23 protein-coding genes, 1 tRNA gene and 1 riboswitch are annotated in these 21,841 nt (G+C 63.0%); of the genes, 10 read left to right on the top strand and 14 right to left on the bottom strand.

Annotated elements, in window-relative coordinates:
• Positions 1-429, top strand: coding sequence for a GNAT family N-acetyltransferase (locus ACN9MO_RS00845; RefSeq protein WP_113132096.1), 429 nt, complete (start codon positions 1-3; stop codon positions 427-429).
• 73 nt (positions 430-502) lie between these two features.
• Entirely contained in the window at positions 503-1,336 is an 834-nt protein-coding gene (locus ACN9MO_RS00840; protein ID WP_113132095.1) for a methyltransferase domain-containing protein, read from the top strand.
• Between the two features lie 27 nt (positions 1,337-1,363).
• Here ACN9MO_RS00840 and ACN9MO_RS00835 read toward each other — a convergent pair whose 3' ends face one another.
• Positions 1,364-2,248: a DMT family transporter gene (locus tag ACN9MO_RS00835; protein ID WP_113132094.1), complete on the bottom strand. Its 885-nt coding sequence runs from the start codon at positions 2,246-2,248 to the stop codon at positions 1,364-1,366.
• Between the two features lie 219 nt (positions 2,249-2,467).
• On the opposite strand from ACN9MO_RS00835, the gene ACN9MO_RS00830 reads away from it, so the two are divergent.
• Positions 2,468-3,049: a threonine transporter RhtB gene (locus tag ACN9MO_RS00830; protein WP_113132093.1), complete on the top strand. Its 582-nt coding sequence runs from the start codon at positions 2,468-2,470 to the stop codon at positions 3,047-3,049.
• Between the two features lie 60 nt (positions 3,050-3,109).
• On the opposite strand, the gene ACN9MO_RS00825 is transcribed toward ACN9MO_RS00830, so the two are convergent.
• Entirely contained in the window at positions 3,110-3,583 is a 474-nt protein-coding gene (locus ACN9MO_RS00825) for an SRPBCC family protein (RefSeq protein WP_057248116.1), read from the bottom strand.
• A gap of 135 nt (positions 3,584-3,718) precedes the next feature.
• On the opposite strand from ACN9MO_RS00825, the gene ACN9MO_RS00820 reads away from it, so the two are divergent.
• The gene (locus ACN9MO_RS00820; RefSeq protein ID WP_093231853.1) at positions 3,719-4,228 is read left to right on the top strand and encodes a winged helix-turn-helix transcriptional regulator; all 510 of its coding nucleotides are present in this window, start codon (positions 3,719-3,721) and stop codon (positions 4,226-4,228) included.
• Between the two features lie 27 nt (positions 4,229-4,255).
• Here ACN9MO_RS00820 and ACN9MO_RS00815 read toward each other — a convergent pair whose 3' ends face one another.
• Complete coding sequence (locus ACN9MO_RS00815; protein WP_113132092.1) at positions 4,256-5,344, bottom strand: calcium:proton antiporter; 1,089 nt, start codon at positions 5,342-5,344, stop codon at positions 4,256-4,258.
• A gap of 182 nt (positions 5,345-5,526) precedes the next feature.
• On the opposite strand from ACN9MO_RS00815, the gene ACN9MO_RS00810 reads away from it, so the two are divergent.
• The 3 genes from ACN9MO_RS00810 (at position 5,527) to ACN9MO_RS00800 (ending at position 7,593) form a co-directional block, all read left to right on the top strand.
• Positions 5,527-6,177, top strand: coding sequence for a S24 family peptidase (locus ACN9MO_RS00810; RefSeq protein WP_113132147.1), 651 nt, complete (start codon positions 5,527-5,529; stop codon positions 6,175-6,177).
• A gap of 13 nt (positions 6,178-6,190) precedes the next feature.
• Entirely contained in the window at positions 6,191-7,036 is an 846-nt protein-coding gene (locus ACN9MO_RS00805) for a thermonuclease family protein (RefSeq protein WP_113132091.1), read from the top strand.
• 146 nt (positions 7,037-7,182) lie between these two features.
• A complete protein-coding gene (locus ACN9MO_RS00800; RefSeq protein WP_057248111.1) occupies positions 7,183-7,593 on the top strand; it encodes a tellurite resistance TerB family protein in 411 nt (136 codons plus the stop codon).
• A gap of 143 nt (positions 7,594-7,736) precedes the next feature.
• Here the strand turns inward: ACN9MO_RS00800 and ACN9MO_RS00795 are convergent, their stop codons facing one another.
• From ACN9MO_RS00795 to ACN9MO_RS00785, 3 genes are all read right to left on the bottom strand, one after another.
• The gene (locus ACN9MO_RS00795) at positions 7,737-8,570 is read right to left on the bottom strand and encodes a transporter substrate-binding domain-containing protein (RefSeq protein ID WP_113132090.1); all 834 of its coding nucleotides are present in this window, start codon (positions 8,568-8,570) and stop codon (positions 7,737-7,739) included.
• 141 nt (positions 8,571-8,711) lie between these two features.
• Positions 8,712-8,786, bottom strand: a tRNA-Gly gene (locus tag ACN9MO_RS00790).
• An 81-nt stretch (positions 8,787-8,867) separates the two neighbouring features.
• Positions 8,868-9,965, bottom strand: a complete 1,098-nt coding sequence (locus ACN9MO_RS00785; protein ID WP_057248109.1) for a 2'-deoxycytidine 5'-triphosphate deaminase — start codon at positions 9,963-9,965, stop codon at positions 8,868-8,870.
• 74 nt (positions 9,966-10,039) lie between these two features.
• A riboswitch (SAM riboswitch) is annotated at positions 10,040-10,118 on the top strand.
• Positions 10,119-10,163: 45 nt separating this feature from the next.
• On the opposite strand from ACN9MO_RS00785, the gene ACN9MO_RS00780 reads away from it, so the two are divergent.
• Together ACN9MO_RS00780 and apaG are read left to right on the top strand one after the other, a co-directional pair.
• Complete coding sequence (locus tag ACN9MO_RS00780; RefSeq protein WP_113132089.1) at positions 10,164-11,348, top strand: O-succinylhomoserine sulfhydrylase; 1,185 nt, start codon at positions 10,164-10,166, stop codon at positions 11,346-11,348.
• A 236-nt stretch (positions 11,349-11,584) separates the two neighbouring features.
• A complete protein-coding gene (gene apaG / locus ACN9MO_RS00775) occupies positions 11,585-11,977 on the top strand; it encodes a Co2+/Mg2+ efflux protein ApaG (protein ID WP_113132088.1) in 393 nt (130 codons plus the stop codon).
• A gap of 19 nt (positions 11,978-11,996) precedes the next feature.
• Here apaG and ACN9MO_RS00770 read toward each other — a convergent pair whose 3' ends face one another.
• The 3 genes from ACN9MO_RS00770 to ACN9MO_RS00760 form a co-directional block, all read right to left on the bottom strand.
• The gene (locus ACN9MO_RS00770) at positions 11,997-12,986 is read right to left on the bottom strand and encodes an Hsp33 family molecular chaperone (protein WP_113132087.1); all 990 of its coding nucleotides are present in this window, start codon (positions 12,984-12,986) and stop codon (positions 11,997-11,999) included.
• 280 nt (positions 12,987-13,266) lie between these two features.
• Positions 13,267-14,184, bottom strand: a complete 918-nt coding sequence (gene argF / locus ACN9MO_RS00765) for an ornithine carbamoyltransferase (RefSeq protein ID WP_057248105.1) — start codon at positions 14,182-14,184, stop codon at positions 13,267-13,269.
• A gap of 100 nt (positions 14,185-14,284) precedes the next feature.
• On the bottom strand, positions 14,285-15,484 hold the full coding sequence (locus ACN9MO_RS00760) for an aspartate aminotransferase family protein (RefSeq protein ID WP_058323605.1): 1,200 nt from the start codon (positions 15,482-15,484) through the stop codon (positions 14,285-14,287).
• Between the two features lie 421 nt (positions 15,485-15,905).
• On the opposite strand from ACN9MO_RS00760, the gene ACN9MO_RS00755 reads away from it, so the two are divergent.
• On the top strand, positions 15,906-16,427 hold the full coding sequence (locus ACN9MO_RS00755; RefSeq protein WP_113132086.1) for a GcrA family cell cycle regulator: 522 nt from the start codon (positions 15,906-15,908) through the stop codon (positions 16,425-16,427).
• 68 nt (positions 16,428-16,495) lie between these two features.
• Here the strand turns inward: ACN9MO_RS00755 and phoB are convergent, their stop codons facing one another.
• The 5 genes from phoB to pstC form a co-directional block, all read right to left on the bottom strand.
• Positions 16,496-17,179 carry a phosphate regulon transcriptional regulator PhoB gene (phoB, locus tag ACN9MO_RS00750; RefSeq protein ID WP_057248102.1) on the bottom strand — a complete coding sequence of 228 codons (684 nt, stop codon included), beginning with the start codon at positions 17,177-17,179 and terminating at the stop codon, positions 16,496-16,498.
• A 259-nt stretch (positions 17,180-17,438) separates the two neighbouring features.
• On the bottom strand, positions 17,439-18,152 hold the full coding sequence (gene phoU, locus ACN9MO_RS00745) for a phosphate signaling complex protein PhoU (protein ID WP_093231848.1): 714 nt from the start codon (positions 18,150-18,152) through the stop codon (positions 17,439-17,441).
• Positions 18,153-18,202: 50 nt separating this feature from the next.
• Entirely contained in the window at positions 18,203-19,018 is an 816-nt protein-coding gene (gene pstB, locus ACN9MO_RS00740; RefSeq protein ID WP_113132085.1) for a phosphate ABC transporter ATP-binding protein PstB, read from the bottom strand.
• 13 nt (positions 19,019-19,031) lie between these two features.
• On the bottom strand, positions 19,032-20,354 hold the full coding sequence (pstA, locus tag ACN9MO_RS00735) for a phosphate ABC transporter permease PstA (protein WP_112994409.1): 1,323 nt from the start codon (positions 20,352-20,354) through the stop codon (positions 19,032-19,034).
• Positions 20,351-21,835 (bottom strand): phosphate ABC transporter permease subunit PstC, encoded by a 1,485-nt coding sequence (gene pstC, locus ACN9MO_RS00730; RefSeq protein WP_113132084.1) that lies wholly within the window; start codon positions 21,833-21,835, stop codon positions 20,351-20,353. Before pstC ends, pstA begins: the two co-directional genes overlap by 4 nt.
• Positions 21,836-21,841: the final 6 nt, after the last annotated feature.

The raw sequence follows: 21,841 nt of genomic DNA, 5'->3' as shown, positions 1-21,841 counted from the left end.
ATGAACAAAGTCCTGCTCCGCCCCGCGATCGCCGGCGACGAACCCTATCTGCACTGGCTGGAAGAGGCCTGCATGCGCGACTATGCCATGGCGCTCTGGGGCAACTGGCGGCCGCGTCCGGCGGATGCGCTTATCCTTGACGAACATCGCATCATCGTTGCGAACGGCGAGGATGTCGGCTGCGTCTCGGTCACCGTGCGCAACGACCATGTCTGGGTCAACAAGCTCTATGTGGCGCCCGGCCATCAGAAGCGCGGCAATGGCGCAGTCGCGCTTCGCCAGGTGCTCGGCGAAGCAAGGGCGGTTGGCCTGCCCTTGCGCCTCAGCGTCCTGGCCACCAACCCCGCCGTCGCCTTCTACCGACGCGAAGGTCTCAGCATCTACGAGGAGACCGCAGAACGGCGCTTCATGTCGTCGCAGGTGCGTTAAGGCTACTTGCACCTCCCGATTGACGGCCTCCCTGCGCGGGCGCATGCTCGCCGGGATCAGAGGGGGACACGCCATGAGCGAGCCTGATCTCTATCTGCTTGGGCGCGCCGGGCCCGAGGAAGAACGCCTGAAGCGACAGATCGCCAATCTCGCCCCAGATTCCGACCAGCAGCTCGAAAGGGTCGGCATCCAGCCAGGCGAACACGTCATCGATCTCGGTTGCGGTCCCGGTGGTGTGCTGCACCTGCTTGGCAAACGCGTGGGGCCCACGGGCTCCGTGCTCGGTATCGAGCGCGACCCGCACTTCGTCGAACTTGCGCGCCGTTTCGTCGCCAGCCACGCCCTGCCCCAGGTGGAGGTGCGCGAGGGCGACGCCTATGCGACCGGCCTGCCGCGCCGCTCCTTCGACGGTGCCCATATGCGGCTGGTGCTCGTCAACGTGCCGCGGCCGGAGCTCATCGTGCTCGAAATGGTGTCGCTGGTAAAACCCGGCGGCTGGATCGCGAGCTTCGAGGCCGATTTCCTGGCGCATGTCTGCGACCCGCCGCTTGCCGCCTGGGACCGGCTGCTTGCCGCCTATATCGCCTATTCGGCGGCCAGAGGCATCGACCTCCATATCGGCCGCCGCCTGCATCGGCTGTTCCGGCAAGCGGGCATCGAGGCGATTTCGGTCGATGCCGTTGCACATGTCTACCCGCCCGGTCACGACCGCCGGCCGATCCTCAGAGACTTCATCAACAATGTGCGTGACGGCCTGATCGGTGAAGGCTTCATCGACCGCGACGATCTCGACGCCGACCTCATGGCGCTGGATCGGCACCTCTCCGACCCCAACGTGCTCGTGACGTCACACCTGTTCTTCCGGTTGACCGGCCGAGTGCCCGAGGCGCTCGTCATCAAGGCATGAGACGGCGTGCCGGCCGGACCCCACCAATCAGGCCGTGGCACCGGCGCGACGGTGCGCCAGGCGTTCGCCGACGATGATCAGCAGACCGGCCGCGAAGATCAGGCCGGCGCCTGCAAAGACATTCATGGCCGGCACGTCGCCCCAGATCAGGAAACCGAGGCCGAAGGCCCAGACGAGCGAGGTGTATTCGAAAGGCGCGATGACGGAGATCGGTGCTCGGCGCATGCCCTCGAACAGCGCATACTGCCCCGCGCCGGCAATGACGCCCGTGCCGGCCATCAGTGCCACGTCGAAGAGCGCCGGCGGCGTCCAGAAGAAGCCGACCGCAAGCCCGGTCATGGCGATGAAGAAGACGTTGGAGATGGTCATCTGCACCAGGGTCGTTTCCTGCAGCGCGGTCTTGCGCAGCATGACGGTGCCGATCGCCCAGAAGACGGCGGCGGTGAGCGCCAGGAACACCGGCAGCGACAGCTTCATGCCGGTGCCGAGCGGGTCACAGGCGATGAGCACGCCGACGAAGCCGATGAAAACGGCGAACCAGCGGATCGGCGGCACGTCTTCCTTCAGGATCGGCACGGCAAGCAGCGTCACGATGATCGGCGCTGCATAGTAGAGCGTCGTCATCTCCGCGAGGCCAAGATCGCGCGCCGCGTTGAAATAGGAAAGCCAGGCCGCGAGCAGCAGCAGGTTGCGCACGAAGAGCGGCTTGATCACCGGAGATGAGATGGCGCTGCGCACCAGCTTGCCGCGGCCGATGACGAGGCAAAGCACGAGAATGGTGATGCTGCGGGTAAACAGGATCTGCCAGACCGAATAGCCGACGACGAGCCATTTGACCGACGCATCCTGCAACGAGAACAGGAAATAGGAAAACGTCGTCATGACGATGCCTGACAGTACGGTCTTGTTCATGGGAGGCCTCGATCGCGCCGGCGGGAGAGAAGCGGCAGCGTCCCGTCTGATAGCGCGGCCGCGACACACGCGGAAGAGGCATTCCCACGGACACGTGTGGCGATTTCTTGCGGGTAGATTCCGGTACTATCGGGCGCCACGCTTGATGGAGATCAAGAGCGGACGCTTGCGCGGCTGGTAGAAGACGGCGATAACGGCCACAAAACCAGGTTCAACGACATGCAGCCGCTCACCTTCGCCCTCGCCGCCCTGATCCTGCTCGCAACGCCGGGGCCGACAAACACGCTGCTCTGGCTGTCCGGCGCCTCTGCCGGTTTCCGCCGTTCGCTGCCGTTGCTCACCGGCGAGCTCGGCGGTTATCTCGCCGTCATCATCCCGGCCGTAGCACTATTGGCGCCATTCCTTGCCGCCCATCCGCAGCTCGGCCTTGCGCTCAGGCTCGTCGCCGCCTGCTGGGTTCTCTACCTCGCCTATGCGCTCTGGACCACCGATGCCGAGCGCAGCGAAGGTGTCGTCATCTCCATCCGCCAGGTCTTCGTTACGACGCTGCTCAATCCGAAGGCGCTGATCGTCGCCCTGGTGCTCTTGCCACAGACTGGACTGGCCGCCGTCTGGCCCTGGATCGCCGGCTTCTCGCTGCTGGTCGTCGCCGCCGGATCGACCTGGATCGGCGCCGGCGCCGTGCTGGTGCAGATGTCGAAGGGCTTGTCGGCCTCGCATCTGCCGCGACGGATTGCTGCCGTTTGTCTCACCCTTTTTTCGGTGGGCATCGCCGGCAGCGCGATCGCGGCCATGCACTGAGACCCCCCGGAGACAGAAAGGTCTCGGGGGTTCAATGCGCTCACGAGACCGATTGCTGCGTCACGCAGCAACAGCCGCTTCGCCGAGTTCCTCTGCCAGTGCCACACCGATCAATTGTTGCCAACCGTCGCGCCGGTATTCGAGCTTGTCGAGCCCGTCGAGGAAGGCAACCTGTTCGGTGAAGACGAGGCGCGTACCGTTGCCTTCCGGCTGAATGTCGACGGTCGCGACGGACGCCGAGATCCTCTTGTCGTTCTCAGCCATCGTGTAAGCAAAGATGATCCGGCGGTTCTCGACGATGTCGAGATAGATGGTGTCGTCATGATAGATCGTTTCGCCGTCCTGGCTGAAGCGACCGCTCTCGCGACCGCCGACGCGGAAGTCATGGCTGAATTCGGCCACCGGCCCGTCAGCACTGACGAACCAGCGTTCCTTCGCAGCCGGCTCGGAGAAAGCCCTGAACACCTGTCCCGGCGTCGCCTTGAAGCTGCGCTCGATGGTGAAGCTCGCATGTTCCACGGATCTGTCGGTCATGTTCTCTCTCCTCTGATGTTCGAATACCGCTGGCCTTTGCCTAACTGGTTTCATTTAAAAACTGCTCTAATTTTGAAAGCAGTTGCACGATAGCCTCACTGATGCGATAATGCAAGCGGTTTTGAAGAGGTGCCAATGAAGGACGACATTCGCTCGGGTTGCCCGATCAATCTTTCGCTCGAAGTGTTCGGCGACAAATGGAGCCTGCTGATCATTCGCGACATGATCTTCGGCGGTAAACGGCACTTCCGGGAATTGCTGCGTTCCCAGGAGGGCATCTCGTCCAACATCCTGGCGGATCGGCTGAAGATGCTGGTCGAGCAGGGCATGCTGACCAAGGCGGACGACCCCACGCACAAGCAGAAGGCGATCTACAGTCTCACGGAGATGACGATCGCGCTGGTGCCGATCATGGCCCAGCTCGGCGCCTGGGGGCGGCGCTATCTGCCGGTCAGCGAAGAGCTCAGTATTCGCGCCGAGCTGATGGAAAACGGCGGTCCGGAACTCTGGGACCGCTTCATGGACGAGTTGCGACACGATCATCTCGGCGCGCTGCTCGATGGCCCGCCGCGGGTGCGCGCTACACTGCAGGCAGCCTATGAAGAGGTGGTGGCAAGAAAGGCACGCGAAAAGGCGACGGCCTGAGGCTATACGAACAGGCACTTCATCCGCTCAGAGCCCGATCACAGACAGCATGACGAAGGTCGCGAACAGCACGAAATGAGTCATGCCCTCAATGGCGTTGGTCTGGCCGTCGTTGAGGTTGATCGCGGCCACGATCAAAGTGACCGCCACCATCACCGTCTGCACCGGCGACATGGCCATCAGGAAGGGCTGGCCGGTATAGAGCGCGATCGCCTCCATGACCGGCACCGTCAGGATGACCGTCGAAAGCGATGCCCCGAGCGCGATGTTGACGACCGCCTGCATGCGGTTGGCGAGTGCCGCCCGCATCGCGGTCATGACTTCCGGCGAGGCAGAGATCACGGCAACGACGATGGCGGTCACCGCCGGCGGGGCGCCGCTCCCCTTCAGGCCCGAGGTCAGCAGCGACGACATCACTTCCGCCAGCACGCCGATCAACACGATGCCAAGGATCAGTATCACGATCGACGGCAGCACCGGCTGATCCGGCCCACCCTGTATCGCGCTCCCCTCGCCCTTCGCCTTCGGATCGCTGTAGCTGAAGAAGTAGCTGTGCACCCCCACCTGCATGCGCAGGAACAGGGCATAGAGGGTGATCATCGCGCCGATGGTGAAGGCCGAATAGAGATGCCATCTCGCCGCCGGCACGAACTCCGGAACGACCATCGAGATGCCCATCGCCGTCAGAATCATGACGCTGTAGGTGCGGGCGGAATCGTCGTTATAGGGCTGCTCTCCATGTTTCAGGCCACCAAGCAGGGCGGCGAGGCCCAGGATGCCGTTGATATCGAGCATGACGGCCGCATAGATCGTGTCGCGCACGAGCGTCGGCGAGGTCTCGCTGGTCATCATGATCGCCAGCACGACGACCTCGACCAAGACCGCCGAGAGCGTCAGGATCATCGTGCCATAGGGATCGCCGACCTTGGACGCCAGCACCTCGGCATGGTGCGACACGCGCAGCGAGGCGAGCACGATCGCCACCACGAGACCGGCGGCACCGAGAAGCGTTGCCAGGCGCCCCATTTCCAGAAGCTCATGCTCCAGCGCGATCCCGGCAATCGCGGTAGCGAGGGCAGCGAACAGCAGACGCTCCGATCTCATCCGCGCCAACAAAACGTTCCCTCCGGTGAAAGCCTGCCTTGCCCGTCAAGCGAACTATAGGGGCCGCCGCCCCCAAAGCAAATGACGGAGAAAGGACTATTTTCCTTCGGATTCTTTACCGGTACCCCGCGTTTCGATAGTGTGGTGTCGAACAAACCCAGCAAGTGGCCGCCTGTTCGGCCCGGACCTTTCGCATGTTGTCTCACGGCACGATCTGGCACGCCATCGATGCATTGGCCGAGCGCAATCAGCTCTCGCCTTCCGGTCTCGCCCGCCGCGCCGGGCTCGACCCCACCTCCTTCAACAAGTCCAAGCGCCACTCTGCCGACGGGCGGGAACGCTGGCCTTCGACGGAATCGATCGCCAAGGTGCTCGAGGCGACCGGCGCAACGATGGACCAGTTCACCAGCCTGTTAAACCCGAATGACACTCAGGCCACCCCGACGACTGCAAGCGCCGCGATCCCGCTGATCGGCTTCGCCCAGGCGGGTGCCGGCGGCTTCTTCGACGACGGTGGTTTTCCCGCCGGCCAGGGGTGGGACGTGATCGACTTTCCAACAGCGGTGGAACGCCGGGCCGGCATCTACGCGCTCGAGGTGCAGGGCGACAGCATGCTGCCGCTGTACCGCGACGGCGACACCCTGATCGTCGATCCGGGGGCGCAGGTTCGGCGCGGCGACCGCGTCGTGGTCAAGACACGCGAAGGCGAGGTCATGGCGAAGGTCCTGACACGCCAGACGCCGCGCACGATCGAACTCCTTTCCCTCAACCCGGAGCACCCGAACCGGGGCTTCGAGATCAGCCAGATCGAATGGATCGCCCGGATCATCTGGGCCAGCCAATAGGACGTTCTTCCTGATGCGGCAGCATTTATACTCCCTTGCCGGCGGCATCGCCGCGATCGCGCTTTTCACCGGCATCCTCTACGCGGGTGCAGCCGCCATTCGCGACCGCGAGAGTGCCGCCACGCCGGACTTCGTCCTCGAAACGCCCGACATGACGGAAATCGAGCCGGCGCCGGATGACGCCGAAACGGATGATAACGTACCGCTCGACTTGGGAACACCGACCGACGGCGCCGGTGCGGTTACGACCGGCGATCAACCGCAGACGTCGACGACGGAAAACGCCGCACGCGCCATCGAGCCGCAACAATTCGGTCTGCCCGACACCGTCACCGGCGCGCCGCTCGAACGCGCGGAGCCGCGTGCCCCGCTGTCAGAGCCGGAGAAGCAAGCGAAGGCGACCGCCGGGCCGACCATCCTCTATCGCCCCGTGGCGATCGCCGCCGGTGTGATCCAGTTCGACAAGCTCACGCTGCAGATCGATGGCATCGAGCCCGAGCAGGCAGAGAGAACCTGCGAAACCGGGGGGAAGAGTTGGCCCTGCGGCATCGTCGCACGGACGGCCTTCAGAAACTTCCTGCGCGCACGTGCGGTCAGCTGCGACATGCCCGAGGGAAGCGCCGGCACATCGGCCACTGCTTCCTGCTCTCTCGGTGGACAGGATCTCGCAACCTGGCTCGTCGACAACGGCTGGGCGACGCCGGTACCCGGCTCGCCGCTGAAGAAGCGGGCCGACGCCGCGCACCAGGCGAAGCTCGGCTTCTATGGCGAAGATCCGCGCGACCTCAGTCACACGCCGATGACGTTTGACGACCCAACGCTCGGCACCGGGATGGACGAGCCGCAGCCGGACTTGTAAACAGCCGCGGCAATTCCCAGCTCTCAACCGTCCAGATCATCTGATCGTTGAGACAGTGAGATGATCCAACTCTTTGAAACTATGCAATTCCGGATGAAAAACCGCTTCACGCCGTTCCCGGAATTGCGCTACCGCTGGAAAGACCCATGCTGCCAAGCCTCAGCCACCACGAAGCGCTCATCTATGTCATGGTGATGATGTCGGCGGTCGACCGCGAGATGAGCGACGACGAATTCACCCGCATCGGCCGGCTGGTGCAGTTCCTGCCGGTCTTCGAGGGGTTCAACGAGGATCAGCTCGTCCATATCGGCCACGAATGCTCCGCCCAGCTCGCGGCCCCCGAGGGGTTGGACATCGCTCTGGAAATCGTGCGCGAGGCGCTTCCGGAAAAGTTCCATGAGACGGCCTACGCACTTGCCGTCGAGATCGCCGCCGCGGACCAGCGCATTCGCAACGAAGAGATCCGGCTGTTGCAGTTGCTGCGCGACCGCCTCGGTCTCGACAAGCTCACCTGCGCCGCCATCGAACGAGGGGCGCTTGCCCGCTTCCGCCGGTAGCTCATCATTTCCTGGCGTTCACGCCAAGCTGTCTACAGCGCTGCGCGTCTTATCAGACGCGCAAAGGTCGCTGTAGCACTTTGAATTGCTGCATGTTTTTGACCTTTGATCGGGTACGATTAAAGGAAACATGCAGTGGGCGCTCAATAGATGCCGTTGGGGAAGTAGCGCAGGTAGATTTCCTCGAGCCGGCCGCTGCGCGAAAGCGCCAGCAGCGCGTGGTCGATCGCCTGGGTCAGCGCCGGTTCGGATTTGCGGTTCATGATCGTCAGGCCTTCACCGAGAAAGCGTTGCGAGAAATAGGCACCATCGACGAGTGCGCAGCAGCCCCCGGCAGTCGTGCCTGAGATCCAGAAGGAAAGCTGCAAACCGTCGGAAAAGACCGCCGGCACCTCACCCTTCTGCAGTGCCGTGAGCATGGCATCGCGATCTGGGAAGACCTTGGCCCCGATACTCGGGAAGAACGCCTTGAACATGGCCTCATGGGTGGTGCCCGCCACGACACCGACCGTTTTTTTCCTGAGGTCCTTCGGACCCGTCACGGCGCCGGCCGCCTTGGTGTTGACGGCTAAGCGGGCCGGAAGCCGCATGAAGGCGCGCGAGAAGCCGAAGCGCTGGCGCAGTTCCGGGCCGACGGCGATACCGGCGGCAACCGCTTCGCCCTGCCCCTGCTCCAGCGCCGGCAGCAGTTCCGCATAGGTCACTGCCTGGATCTGGCATTTGGCTTCGATGTCGAGCTCGCGGCAGATCTCGCGCACGAGATCGACGTGAAAACCGGAGAGCTTGCCGGACTGATCGATGAAGTTGAACGGCGGAAAGTCGACCGTCGTCAGGAAGCGCAAGCGCGCAAGGCCCGTGAGATCGGGCTTGGCGATGCGTTCGCGCGCATCGAACAGAATGGGCAGGTCCCTGGGCTGGGCCGCAAGCGGCGTTGCGATCAGGGACGCGCAGAGAGCGAACAGGGAAAGAAATCTCATGGGCAGCGGGCCGGCACGGTTCTTGTCTCAGGGGCGGCGCTTGGAACCGCGGGATGATTCATCGAGCGGTAAAGTAACCGTCCGCAAGGCAACTGGCCATAGGTCTCGCTCGAACGAGGCAAAAGAGGCTTCAGGAAGGATTGGAGCGGGTGATCGGGATCGAACCGACGACATCAAGCTTGGGAAGCTGGCGTTCTACCACTGAACTACACCCGCGATGCCTGCGAAATTTCCCGAACCGGGACGATCTGTCAAGGACCCTTGCGCGGTATCGCACGAGGGTCCCGTGCAAAATCCCTACTCGGCGCGGAAATGTTTCGAAAGCTTCAGGCCCTGGGCCTGGTAGTTGGAGCCGACGCCGAGGCCGTAGAGACCGTCAGGACGCTCCAACATGTGTTCATAGATCAGGCGGCCGACGATCTGGCCATGTTCGAGGATGAACGGCACCTCGTGGCTGCGCACTTCCAGAACGGCGCGGCTACCGCTGCCACCGGCAGAGGCATGGCCGAAGCCGGGATCGAAGAAGCCGGCATAGTGCACGCGAAACTCGCCCACCAGCGGATCGAACGGCGTCATCTCGGCCGCGTAAAGCGGCGGCACATGCACCGCTTCGCGCGAGACGAGGATGTAGAACTCGTCCGGATCGAGGATCAGCTCGTCGCGTCCGCGGCTGTAGAGCGGCTCCCAGAAATCGAAGATCTTGTGCTGCGCCTTCTTGTCGACGTCGATGACCGCGGTGTGGTGTTTGCCACGGTAGCCGATCAGACCCTCCGGACCGGTGCCCTTGAGGTCGATCGACAGCGCAATGCCGCCGCCGCTGACATTCGGGCGTTCGCTCGCCACCAGCACGTCGCTTTCATGCAGCGCCAGCAGCTCCTGTTCGGAGAGCAGCGACTGGCCCATGCGGAAGCGGATCTGCGACAGGCGCGAACCACGGCGCACGACGATCGGGAAGGTGCGCGGGCTGATTTCGAGATAGAGCGGACCGCTATAGCCGGCAGGAATCTTGTCGAACTCCTGGGCGCGGTCGGTGATCACGCGGGTGAAGATGTCGAGGCGGCCGGTCGAGCTTTTCGGATTGGCCGAGGCCGACATGCCCGCAGGCAGCGCCAGGCTCTCCATCAACGGCACGATGTACACGCAGCCGGTTTCAAGCACGGCACCGTCGGTGAGATCGACGACATGCAGCTTCAGCCGGTCGAGCTTGTCGGCGACGAGGTGGGACGGGCCGGGCATGAAGCTCGCGCGGACGCGGAAAGCCTTGGCGCCAAGGCGCAGGTCGAGGCTTGCCGGCTGGATCTGATCGTCATCCAGCGGCCTCTCGCTCTTCAGGCGCCCCGTTTCGAGCAGCGCGGCAATCGCGCGGTCGGCCAAAATCCCAGTATCGCGGGCCATTGCAGTCCTCTTTCCAGTTGCGAGACAAAACCAAACTCCGGGAATTGACGCAAGCGCACCCTAGCAGTATTGAAGCTTTATCCCGTGGTGATTTGGCCGGTCGGCTTGCAGCCACGTTAAACAAGTAGCTAAAAAGGCCGGGTGTCAAACCGGCCCGTTTTTGCGGCCGGTTTTTTTGTTTTTGAAGGTGATCGTCACATGAGCAAAAACTGGCGCCCGGCAACCCAACTCGTCCACGGCGGAACCACCCGCTCGCAGCATGGCGAGACGTCCGAGGCGATCTTCCTCACCCAGGGCTTCGTTTACGAGACATCCGAGGCGGCAGAAGCGCGTTTCAAAGGCGAGACCGAAGGCTTCATCTATGCCCGCTACGGCAGCCCGACCAACGACATGTTCGAAAAGCGCATGTGCATGCTGGAAGGCGCCGAAGACGCGCGGGCCACGGCTTCGGGCATGGCCGCCGTTTCTGCGGCAATCCTCTGCCAGCTGAAGGCTGGCGATCATATCGTTGCCGCCCGTGCGCTGTTCGGCTCCTGTCGCTGGGTGGTCGAGACGCTGGCGCCGAAATACGGCATCGAATGCACGCTGGTCGATGGACGCGATCTCGCCAACTGGGAAAAGGCGATCCAGAAGAACACCAAGGTCTTCTTCCTGGAAAGCCCGACCAACCCGACGCTCGAAGTCATCGACATCGCCGGTGTGGCCAAGCTCGCCAACCAGATCGGCGCCAAGGTCGTCGTCGACAACGTCTTTGCGACGCCACTCTTCCAGAAGCCGCTGGAACTCGGCGCCCATATCGTCGTCTATTCCGCCACCAAGCATATCGATGGCCAGGGCCGCTGCCTCGGCGGCGTCGTGCTTGCTGACAAGGAATGGATCAACGAGAACCTGCACGACTACTTCCGTCATACCGGCCCGGCCATGTCGCCGTTCAATGCCTGGACGCTGCTGAAGGGCATCGAAACCCTGCCGCTGCGCGTGCGCCAGCAGACGGAAACCGCGCGCCGCGTCGCCGACTTCCTGGCGGAGCAGCCGCAGGTGGCGAAGGTCATCTATCCCGGCCGCAAGGATCACCCGCAGGCCGACATCATCGCCAAGCAGATGACCGGCGGCTCCACCCTCGTCGCGTTTGAACTGAAGGGCGGCAAGGATGCGGCCTTTGCGCTGCAGAATGCGCTCGAGATCGTGCGCATCTCCAACAATCTCGGCGACTCCAAGAGCCTGATCACCCATCCGGCAACGACCACGCACAAGAACCTGACCGACGAGGCCCGCGAAGAGCTGGGCATTTCCGCCGGCACGGTGCGTTTCTCGGCCGGCATCGAAGACAGTGAGGATGTCGTCGAGGATTTTGCCCGCGCGCTTAAGGCCGTCAAAGCCTGAGGCAACGAAAAGATACGGCCGCCACGACAGACGGCGGCCGTCGATCCCCCGTGGCTCATGCAGCGGGCGCCCCGCCATCCAAAATGGCTTCACCAGCGGGATCGAGCGGGTTCGAACAGCCGATCCGGATACCCGCAAGCCATTGCCCCAGAATGGGTATGCACAATCTTGCCGTTATTCTTGACGAAACCATCTTGCTGTAGAATACCCTGAAAGACCGAAGCAAGGTGTTGCCCATGTATCGCGCTTTGACCCGCGACATAGAAGTTACGGTGGAGCCGTACTATCTCGAAGAGCAGTCGGACCCCGATGACGGCCGCTATGTCTGGGGCTATCGCATTGTCATCTCAAACCATTCGGGCGCAGCCGTGCGGTTGATGACCCGCTACTGGCATATCACCGATGAGAATGGGCAGGTCGACGAGGTCAGCGGTCCCGGCGTGATCGGCGAACAGCCGCTACTCAACCCCGGCGACACCTACGAGTATTCGTCCGGCTGCCCGCTGGATACGCCGTCGGGCGTGATGTTCGGCCACTACAGTATGGAAGCGGAAGGCGGAGAGACCTTCAACGTGGCCATCCCCGCCTTCTCGCTCGATTCACCCGGGCTCGTGCGTACCCTGAACTAGCTGACCCGGCGTGCACCCGCTACTGCGGACGCACTTCGCTTGCCTCGAAACGATAGGTCGTCGAGCAGAATTCGCAGGTGACCTTCACGGCCCCATCCTCGATGGTGCTTTCGATATCATCAGTGTCCAGATTGGCGAGCACCGAACGCAGCTTCTCGCGCGAGCAGCTGCAACGATCAAAGACCGCCTGCGGCTCATAGACGCGAACGCCGCGCTCGTGAAACAGCCGGTAGAGCAAGCGCTCGGTTCCGACCATCGGGTCGGTCAGCTCGTCGGTGTCGATCGTCTCGACCATCACCTTGGCTTCCGCCCAGAGATCGTCATCGTCGAAGACGCCTTCCCCGTCATCGCCATCGCCGCCGGAAAGATCAGGCTGGCGCATGCGCTCCGGCGCTTCCGGCAGGAACTGCGCGACCATGCCGCCGGCACGCCAGCGATGGCGCGGCTTTCCGCTTTCATCGCGGTCGAGCAGCTCGGCAACGCCGAGCCTGACCTTGGTCGGGATCTGCTCCGACTGGCGGAAATAGACGCCGGCGATTTCTTCCAGCGTGGCGCCGTCCAGCGCAACGATACCCTGATAGCGCTGAGTATGAGCGCCCTGGTCGATGGTGAAGGCGAGTACGCCCTTGCCAAGCAGTTCATGCGAAAGGGTGCGGCCATCCTTCTCGGCGTCGGCAAGCGCATCTGCATCGTAGCGGGCATAGGCGCGCACGCGATCCGGCGTCGAGAAGTCGGCGACGACGAGATCGACCGGACCATCGCCTTTCGTCTGGACGATCAGCTTGCCTTCGAACTTCAGCGAAGTGCCGAGCAGAACCGTCAGCACGACGGTTTCGGCAACGAGCCGCGCGACCGGAAGCGGATAGTTGTGGCGCTCCAGAATTGCGTCGAGCATCGGGCCGAGCTGCACGGCGCGGCCGCGCACGTCGAGGCCTTCCACCTGGAAAGGCACGACGTGATCGTCACCGGCGAAGTCGAATTCACCAAGCCCTGGCGTCATGTCAGTCATGTCTTGCTCCTTGCCTCAGCAACTGCGTTGCGCCGGGGACATTCCTGTCCCCCGGCGCAACGTGCCCGCTGTCTCAATCGATCCCGCGATAAACGGATTGTCCACCGGATATGTGCCATCAGCCATTGCGCCGCGCACCACCCGTGGCAGTCGGCGCTTCACTGTTGCCAGGAGCGCCCTGCAGCCGCCTAGATCGTGTCGCACGGCGGCAATGTCAATAGCCGGCCTCACAGCCGCCGAAGCCCTGCGCCATCGCGCTCACCGCGGTGCTCGCAGGGGCCTAGACGAGCCCCATGCACCAGGCGATGATCGACTTCTGCGCATGCAGGCGGTTTTCGGCCTCATCGAAGACCACCGACTGCGGGCCGTCGATCACCTCGTCGGTCACCTCCTCGCCGCGGTGCGCCGGCAGGCAATGCATGAACAGCGCATCGGATGCCGCTTGCTTCATCAGCGCCTCGTTGACCTGATAGGGCTGGAAGACGTTGTGGCCGCGGGCACGATGCTCCTGGTTCATCGACACCCAGGTGTCGGTGACAACGCAATTGGCGTTGGCGACCGCCTGCTCGGCATCGTGACACAGCAGGATCTCGCCGCCGTTGTTGCGGGCCCAGTTCAGGATCTTGTCCTGCGGCTCGGAGCCGAGCGGCACGGCCATGTTCATGCGATAGCCGAAGCGGGCGGAGCCTTCGATCAGCGAGTGCAGCACGTTGTTGCCGTCGCCGGTCCAGGCGATCGTCTTGCCCTTCACCGGTCCGCGATGCTCCTCGAAGGTCATGATGTCGGCCATGATCTGGCACGGATGGGTGTCATCGGTCAGGCCGTTGATGACGGGTACCGTCGCGTGTTCTGCCAATTCCAGCAGGCGGCGATGGTCGGTGGTGCGGATCATGATCGCGTCGACATAGCGCGACAGGACCTTCGCCGTATCGCCGATCGTCTCGGCGCGACCGAGCTGCATCTCCGTGCCCGAAAGGAACAGGGTTTCGCCGCCGAGCTGGCGCATGCCGACATCGAAGGACACACGGGTGCGGGTGGACGGCTTTTCGAAGATCATCGCCAGCATCTTGCCGGCGAGCGGCTTCTCGGCGGTTCCGGCCTTGGTCGTCGCCTTTCGGACGCGGGCATCATCGATGATCGTCCGAAGATCGGCGGCCGTCATGGCCGAAAGATCGAGAAAGTGTCTGGTGCCTGCCATCGTACTCGGTTCCTCAAAAAATCGAACCTATGTGCGCCACGCAGCGGCGTGAACGCACGAAGGTCATTCTACCATCCTGGGTCAGTCTTGGCCCTATCGGTCAGGCCGCAGCGTTACCACTTGCCTTCCGCACTGCTTCGGCGGCGCGCTCGATGCGTGCGAGGCCCTCGCGTGCTTCCTCCGCCGTCACCGTCAACGGCGGCAGCAGGCGCAACACGTTGTCGCCGGCCGGCACGGCCAGGAGCTTCTCGGCGCGGATCTCCTTCAGGAGATCCGCCGAGGGGCCCTTTACCTTGATGCCCAGCATCAGGCCATCGCCGCGGATATCTTCGATGATATCGGGATAGCGATCCTTCAGCGAAGCAAGACCCTGGCGGAAGACGAGCGCGACGTCGCGCACATGGGCGAGGAAGCCATCAGCGAGGATGACGTCGAGCACGGCGTTGCCGACGGCCATCGCCAGCGGATTGCCGCCATAGGTCGAGCCATGCGTGCCCGCCACCATGCCGGCGGCCGCCTCTTCCGTCGCCAGGCAAGCGCCGAGCGGGAAGCCGCCACCGATGCCCTTGGCAACGGCCATGATATCCGGGCGGATGCCCGTCCACTCATGGGCAAAAAGCTTGCCGGTGCGGCCGACGCCGGTCTGAACCTCGTCGAGGATCAGGAGCAGGCCGAATTCGTCGCAGAGGGCGCGCAGTTCCTGCATGAATTCCTTGGTCGCGGGACGGATGCCGCCCTCGCCCTGGATCGGCTCGATCAGGATCGCGGCGGTCTCCTCGGTGATCGCATTCTTGACGGCTGCGAGGTCGCCGAACGGAACCTGGTAAAACCCTGGGGCCTTTGGCCCGAAACCTTCAATGTACTTTTGCTGACCACCGGCGGCGATCGTCGCGATCGTGCGGCCGTGGAAGGCGCCCTCGAAGGTGATGATGTGAAACTTCTCCGGCTGGCCTTTGGCGAAGTGGTAGCGCCGCGCCGTCTTGATCGCGCATTCCAGCGCTTCCGCACCGGAATTGGTGAAGAAGACCCGATCAGCAAAGGTTACGGCGGCCAGGCGGCGTCCAAGACTTTCCTGACCGGGAACCTCGTAAAGGTTGGAAAGGTGCCAAACCTTCTCGGCCTGCGCCTTCAGCGCCTCGACGAGATGCGGATGCGCATGGCCGAGCGAGTTCACGGCAACGCCGGCAGCGAAGTCGAGATAGCGCGAGCCGTCTTCGGCGATTAGCCAGACGCCCTCTCCTCGCTCGAAACGCAACGGCGCGCGCATGTAGGTATCGTAAAGCGGCGTGGTTGCAGTCATGCGAGGCTCTCCTTCACTCCAATCGGCATCGGTCCCGCTGCTTCATGCGGCCCGATAAAAATCAAAAATGCCGCCTTTCGGCGGCGCAGGCACTATTCCTATTTCGCACTGCAATGTCAACAAAACCAAGCCTTGCAGCGCGGTAACGAGATCCATTTCCCTGCGACGAAAAAATCGGCCGGTAGGGCTTGCAAAAATGCAACGCCAGCCGAGCAAGTTGGGGAAAACTACGAAATCGATTCGGCGTGAATCCCGGGACTCTTGCCACGGAGTCCGGCGGTCAGTACGTTAACATTCAATTACTAGACGCATGCGGCGGACCTAGTCACCAAAAGAGTTATCGCGTTTGCAACCTCGAGATTCAACCGGGGTGCGGTGAGGGATTCTGCCATCCCCAACGCTGAGAACGGAGAGTGCAGAAATGAACTGGACTGACGAGCGGGTGGAGAAACTGAAGAAGCTTTGGTCCGAGGGCCTAAGCGCAAGCCAGATCGCGGCACAGCTCGGCGGCGTCAGCCGTAACGCTGTCATCGGCAAGGTTCATCGCCTGAGCCTTCCAGGCCGCGCCAAAGCCGGCGGCAGCGCCACTGCGGCGGCCCGCCCGAAGCGGCCGACCTCGGCGCCGCGCGCTCCGAACTACGCCTCGCGCGTTTCGACCCGCACCGTTGCCCGTCCGTCCGGCGCCACCGTTCTCAAGGAGGAGATCGAAGTCGATCTCGTTGCCGAGCAGGATTTCAGCATCCAGACCGACGTGGTCGTGCCAATGTCGCGCCGCCTCGAGCTGACCCAGCTCACCGAACGCACCTGCAAGTGGCCGATCGGCGACCCGCTGAAGGAAGAGTTCCATTTCTGCGGCAACGATTCCCCGGAAGCTTCGCCCTATTGCAGCTTCCATGCGCGGCTTGCCTACCAGCCGTCCGCCGAGCGCCGTCGGATGCGCTAAGGATCCGCACAGGACCAAAACGAAAGGGGCCGATCGGCCCCTTTTTTATTGACTTCTGTTTGCCCTTCTCAGCTTTCGAGCGAGTAGCCGGCGCCGCGCACGGTGCGGATGACATCAGGCATGGTCGAGAAGTTCAGCGCCTTGCGCAGGCGGCCGACATGCACGTCGACGGTCCGCTCGTCGACATAGATGTCGTGGCCCCAGACGCCGTCCAGCAACTGCGAGCGCGAGAAGACACGGCCCGGAGAGGACATCAGGAACTCCAGCAGGCGGAACTCCGTCGGCCCCAGGCGAACTTCGCGGCTGCGACGATGGACGCGATGGGTTTCCCGGTCGAGCTCGATGTCGCCGCAGCGCAGCAGCGTCGAGAGAACTTCGGGCTTCGCCCGGCGGAGCATCGCCTTGACGCGGGCCATCAGCTCCGGCGTGGAGAAGGGCTTGACCACATAGTCGTCGGCCCCGGTCGCGAGACCGCGAACGCGCTCGCTTTCCTCGCCGCGCGCCGTCAGCATGATGATCGGCAGCCGCTCCGTCTCCGGGCGCTGGCGCAACCTACGGCAAAGCTCGATGCCGGAGACGCCAGGCAACATCCAGTCGAGGATCAGAAGGTCGGGCAGGCGTTCCTGTAGCCGGATCTCCGCCTCGTCACCCCTGAGGATCGTATCGACGTCGAAGCCTTCAGCTTCCAGATTGTAACGCAGCAGGACGCTCAGCGCCTCTTCGTCTTCGACCACGGCGATTTTTGGCAACATCAGGTAACGTCTCCTTACCGCGAGCGCCGTGCGGGTCCAGCGGACCGGCCGGCACTCAGACACTCTAAATCTGGAGCACCCCCGCCAATTTCAAAGGCGGTGCGAAAAGCCGCATGCTTCAGATGCAGGAATTCGGGGCCGCGACCGAAGCCGCGACCGGATGATATTCATGGGGCATGCATTGCGAACGGCGCGTTTAACGCCAGAGCGGGATGGGGAAAAGTGTATGCGGTTGTCCCCCGCATCCCGCTCAAACCTTCTAGTCGTTGACCGAGCCCAACGTCGACGTGTTGTCATCCTTCGGGCGCTCACCTTCCGGCTGGGCACCCGTCGCCATGTAATAGATCGTCTCGGCGATGTTGGTCGCGTGGTCGCCGATACGCTCGATGTTCTTGGCACAGAACAGAAGATGCGTGCAGGGCGTGATGTTGCGCGGATCTTCCATCATGTAGGTGAGCAGCTCGCGGAACAGCGAGGTGTAGATCGCGTCGATCTCCTCGTCGCGTTCGCGAATGCTGTTGGCCTTTTCCGGCGAACGCGAGGCATAGACGTCGAGCACTTCCTTGAGCTGCACCAGAGCGAGCTCGGCGAGATGCTCGAGACCGCGGGCGAGCTTGCGCGGGATGCCGGAACCGGCAACCGCGATCACGCGCTTGGCAGTGTTCTTGCCGAGGTCGCCGACACGCTCCAGGTCGGAGGCGATGCGGATCGACCCCATGATCTCGCGAAGGTCGGCGGCGACCGGCTGGCGCTTGGCGATCGTGACAATCGCCTTCTCGCCGATCTGGCGCTCGGCATCATCGAGAACAGTGTCGTCCGAGATTACCTTCTGCGCCAGCGCCAGGTCGGAATTGACCAGGGCGCGGACGGATTCGGCGACCATCTGCTCGGCGAGACCGCCCATTTCCGAGATGCGGCGCGTCAGGTACTTCAGTTCTTCGTCATAGGCGGACATGATATGCATGGACATGATCGTCGATCCTTACAGGCGCTTTCCAGTGACTGTTGCAGCCGTGATTGGCCTCAGCCGAAGCGGCCCATGATGTAATCCTGGGTGCGCTGGTCATCCGGATTGGTGAACATCTTGTCGGTGTCGTTCTCCTCGACAAGATTGCCGAGGTGGAACATGGCGGTGCGCTGCGAAACGCGGGCGGCCTGCTGCATCGAGTGGGTCACGATGACGATCGTGAAGTTCGTGCGCAGTTCGTGGATGAGTTCCTCGACCTTGGCGGTCGCGATCGGGTCGAGTGCCGAGCAGGGCTCGTCCATGAGGATGACTTCCGGGCTGACGGCAACAGCGCGTGCGATGCAAAGGCGCTGCTGCTGACCACCGGAAAGGCCGGTACCCGGCTCCTGCAGGCGGTCCTTCACCTCGTTCCACAAACCTGCCTTCTGCAGGCTGGTCTCGACCACCTCGTCAAAGTCCGCCTTGGTGCGGGCAAGTCCGTGGATGCGCGGACCGTAGGCGACGTTGTCGTAGATCGACTTCGGGAACGGGTTCGGCTTCTGGAAGACCATGCCGACGCGGGCGCGCAGCTCGACCACGTCAATGGTCGGGTCGTAGATGTCGTCCTCATCGAGCGTGATCTTGCCGGTGACGCGGCAGTTCTCGATGGTGTCGTTCATGCGGTTCAGCGTGCGCAGGAAGGTCGACTTGCCGCAGCCCGACGGACCGATCAGCGCCGTTACCGTGTTCTCGCGGATGTTGAGGTTGACGTCTAAAAGCGCCCGCTTCTCGCCGTAGTAGACCGACACATCCTTGCCGATCATCTTGAAGGGAACCGTGTTCATTTTCTGATCCAAGGCTTTCTCGACCGCTGCTTCTGACATGATGTTCATAGTAATTACCTCACTACCAACGGCGCTCAAAGCGACGTCGCAACAGAATGGCGCCAAGGTTCATGACGACGAGGAAGATGAGAAGAATGATGATCGCGCCGGAGGTGCGCTCGACGAAGGCGCGTTCCGCCTCGTTGGCCCACATGTAGATCTGCACCGGCAGCGCTGTCGACGGCTCCATCGGCGAACCGGGATAGTCGACGACGAAGGCGACCATGCCGATCAACAGCAACGGCGCGGTTTCGCCAAGCGCATGGGCAAGGCCGATGATCGTACCGGTCAGAATGCCCGGCATCGCCAGCGGCAGAACGTGGTGGAAGATGGTCTGCATCTTCGAGGCACCGAGACCGAGCGCCGCCGAACGGATGGACGGCGGAACCGCCTTCAAGGCCGCGCGGGTGGCGATGATAATCGTCGGCAGCGTCATCAGCGTCAGCACGAAACCGCCGACGACGGCTGCCGAACGCGGCATGCCGGCAAAGTTGATGAAGACGGCGAGACCCAACAGACCGTAGACGATCGACGGAACGGCCGCGAGGTTGTTGATGTTAACCTCGATCAGGTCGGTGAGCCGGTTCTTCGGAGCGAACTCCTCAAGATAGATCGAGGCGGCAACGCCGATCGGCAACGACAGCACGAGCACGATCAGCATCATGTAGAACGAGCCGAGGGCGGCAACGCCGACGCCCGCCGCTTCAGGACGGCTGGAGGCGCCGAAGGTGAAGATGCCGGTGTTGAAGCTCTTCTTCAGGACGCCGGCGCTTGCGAGCTCGTTCATCCAGGTGACCTGCTGGTCCTTGACCTTGCGCTTGCTCTCTTCGACCTTGAGGTCGATCTGCCCCTTGTTGGCGGAGTCGATGTTGGCTTCGGCCAAAAGGGTGACCGGAATGGTCTTGCCGATGATGGACGGATCCGCCACGACCATGTCGCGCAAGAGCGTACGGGAGCTCGCAGAAACCATGTCGGTCGCCTGCTTGACCAGCGGCCGTTTGGTCGCATCGATGCCGAGCTGCTTGACGAGCGCATCACGCACCAGCAGCGGATAGTTGGCGGTCATCAGTACCTTGCTGTCGGTCGTGCGTTCGCCGTTGGGGTCGATGACCTTTTCGGTGAATTCGATCGGCAGCGTGATCGTCGTCTGCTGGAACGCGGTGTAGCCGTTGGAAATGACGGTCCACAGCAGCAGCGCCAGGAAGAAGAGACCGGTGCTGATTGCCGCAATGCCGTAGGCGCGGAAGCGGCGCTCGGCGGCATAGCGACGCTTGATGCCGATATCGCGTTTTGCGGATTCAGGACGGGCGGAGATCCGGACGGTCGGGGAAGCGATGTCGGTCATTCGTACTGTTCCCGGTATTTGCGCACGATGTAGAGCGCGTAAATGTTGAGGCCGAGCGTGATGACAAAGAGCGTGATGCCCAGCGCGAAGGCCACCAGCGTCTGCGGCGAGGTGAACTCGAGGTCGCCCGTCAACTGGTTGACGATCTTCACGGTCACCGTCGTCATCGGCTCGAAGGGATTGATCTGCATGCGGGCCGCGACACCGGCTGCCAGCACCACGATCATCGTTTCGCCAACGGCACGCGATGCGGTCAGAAGCAGCGCGCCGACGATGCCGGGAAGTGCTGCCGGGAGAATAACCTTCTTGACCGTTTCCGAGCGGGTGGCACCGAGACCGAGCGAGCCGTCACGCAATGCGCGCGGCACCTGGGTGATGATGTCGTCCGAGAGCGACGACACGAACGGGATCAGCATGATGCCCATGACGATGCCTGCGGTGACCACGCTCTGCGCCTGGATGAAGTTCTGGTAATTGCCGGTGGCAAGACCGTTCAGCTGCGCCGAGATATCACGCAGGAACGGACCAACGGTCACGAGAGCGAAGAAACCGTAGACGATGGTCGGGATGCCGGCGAGGACTTCGAGCAGCGGCTTTGCGGTCGAACGCAAGCGCGGGCTTGCATACTCCGCCATGTAGATGGCTGCGAAGAGGCCGATCGGCACCGCAAAGAGCATGGCGACGAAGGCGATGTAGAGCGTGCCGGTGAGAAGCGGGATCAGGCCGAACTGGCCGGAGGCGCCGCCGCTGCCGGCAGCAGCGAAACGCGGATCCCAGACCGTGCCGAAGAAGAACTCGAACGGCGAGACCATGGTGAAGAAGCGGCCGGCTTCCGACAGCATCGAGGCGACGATGCCGACCGTCGTCAGGATGGCGATGGAAGACGCGACGATCAGCGCGCCGAGAATGACCCGCTCGACCTGGTTGCGTGCACGGAAGCGGGTGGCGATGTTGCGGATGGCGTAGATGCCGCCAGCAATCGCGATCAACAGTACGGCCGCGGTCATCAGCCAACGGTTGGTGGCGGTCATCGCGTTGAAATGCTGGGCGACGGTGACCATGTAGGGCTCGCCTTCGCCGGCCAGGGCGACGCCCTTGGCTGCGAGCGTCGAGCGGAGATTGGCGGCACCGCTTTCGAGTGCCGCGACCTCCTCGCCGCTCAGGCGCAGCAGACCACCGGCAACGGACTTGACCTGGCCGAGCGCGAGCTGAACCGCGGCGGTCCCCTGGCTCTGGACGGTGTCCGGCAGGGCCGAGCGCGTGCTCCCGTCAATATAGATAGGAGCGGTAATCAGCCAGGCGCCGAGAACGAGCGCCGCCGGCAGCATCGCCCAGATAGCGACGTAGCTACCGTGATAGCCCGGCAAGGAATGAAGGTTGGAGAGCTTGCCGCCAGCCTGCGCCAGCGAACGTGCGCGACCGGCAAAATAGGCAATGAAACCAATAACAATAATTAGCAAAAGAAGGAGCGAGGTACTCATCCGCAC

It is taken from the genome of Ensifer sp. R-19 (genome assembly GCF_049905105.1).
GTDB lineage: Bacteria > Pseudomonadota > Alphaproteobacteria > Rhizobiales > Rhizobiaceae > Ensifer.
Note: the sequence above shows the minus strand (reverse complement) of the source record. Positions and strands in the feature narration are given on the sequence as shown.

Excerpts from the sequence above, each read along its gene's own strand:
- ACN9MO_RS00845 (WP_113132096.1), top strand. The coding sequence starts at position 1 with ATGAACAAAGTCCTGCTCCGCCCCGCGATCGCCGGCGACGAACCCTAT.
- ACN9MO_RS00840 (WP_113132095.1), top strand. The coding sequence starts at position 503 with ATGAGCGAGCCTGATCTCTATCTGCTTGGGCGCGCCGGGCCCGAGGAA.
- ACN9MO_RS00835 (WP_113132094.1), bottom strand. The coding sequence starts at position 2,248 with ATGAACAAGACCGTACTGTCAGGCATCGTCATGACGACGTTTTCCTAT.
- ACN9MO_RS00830 (WP_113132093.1), top strand. The coding sequence starts at position 2,468 with ATGCAGCCGCTCACCTTCGCCCTCGCCGCCCTGATCCTGCTCGCAACG.
- ACN9MO_RS00825 (WP_057248116.1), bottom strand. The coding sequence starts at position 3,583 with ATGACCGACAGATCCGTGGAACATGCGAGCTTCACCATCGAGCGCAGC.
- ACN9MO_RS00820 (WP_093231853.1), top strand. The coding sequence starts at position 3,719 with ATGAAGGACGACATTCGCTCGGGTTGCCCGATCAATCTTTCGCTCGAA.
- ACN9MO_RS00810 (WP_113132147.1), top strand. The coding sequence starts at position 5,527 with ATGTTGTCTCACGGCACGATCTGGCACGCCATCGATGCATTGGCCGAG.
- ACN9MO_RS00805 (WP_113132091.1), top strand. The coding sequence starts at position 6,191 with ATGCGGCAGCATTTATACTCCCTTGCCGGCGGCATCGCCGCGATCGCG.
- ACN9MO_RS00800 (WP_057248111.1), top strand. The coding sequence starts at position 7,183 with ATGCTGCCAAGCCTCAGCCACCACGAAGCGCTCATCTATGTCATGGTG.
- ACN9MO_RS00795 (WP_113132090.1), bottom strand. The coding sequence starts at position 8,570 with ATGAGATTTCTTTCCCTGTTCGCTCTCTGCGCGTCCCTGATCGCAACG.
- ACN9MO_RS00785 (WP_057248109.1), bottom strand. The coding sequence starts at position 9,965 with ATGGCCCGCGATACTGGGATTTTGGCCGACCGCGCGATTGCCGCGCTG.
- ACN9MO_RS00780 (WP_113132089.1), top strand. The coding sequence starts at position 10,164 with ATGAGCAAAAACTGGCGCCCGGCAACCCAACTCGTCCACGGCGGAACC.
- apaG (WP_113132088.1), top strand. The coding sequence starts at position 11,585 with ATGTATCGCGCTTTGACCCGCGACATAGAAGTTACGGTGGAGCCGTAC.
- ACN9MO_RS00770 (WP_113132087.1), bottom strand. The coding sequence starts at position 12,986 with ATGACTGACATGACGCCAGGGCTTGGTGAATTCGACTTCGCCGGTGAC.
- argF (WP_057248105.1), bottom strand. The coding sequence starts at position 14,184 with ATGGCAGGCACCAGACACTTTCTCGATCTTTCGGCCATGACGGCCGCC.
- ACN9MO_RS00760 (WP_058323605.1), bottom strand. The coding sequence starts at position 15,484 with ATGACTGCAACCACGCCGCTTTACGATACCTACATGCGCGCGCCGTTG.
- ACN9MO_RS00755 (WP_113132086.1), top strand. The coding sequence starts at position 15,906 with ATGAACTGGACTGACGAGCGGGTGGAGAAACTGAAGAAGCTTTGGTCC.
- phoB (WP_057248102.1), bottom strand. The coding sequence starts at position 17,179 with ATGTTGCCAAAAATCGCCGTGGTCGAAGACGAAGAGGCGCTGAGCGTC.
- pstB (WP_113132085.1), bottom strand. The coding sequence starts at position 19,018 with ATGAACATCATGTCAGAAGCAGCGGTCGAGAAAGCCTTGGATCAGAAA.
- pstA (WP_112994409.1), bottom strand. The coding sequence starts at position 20,354 with ATGACCGACATCGCTTCCCCGACCGTCCGGATCTCCGCCCGTCCTGAA.
- pstC (WP_113132084.1), bottom strand. The coding sequence starts at position 21,835 with ATGAGTACCTCGCTCCTTCTTTTGCTAATTATTGTTATTGGTTTCATT.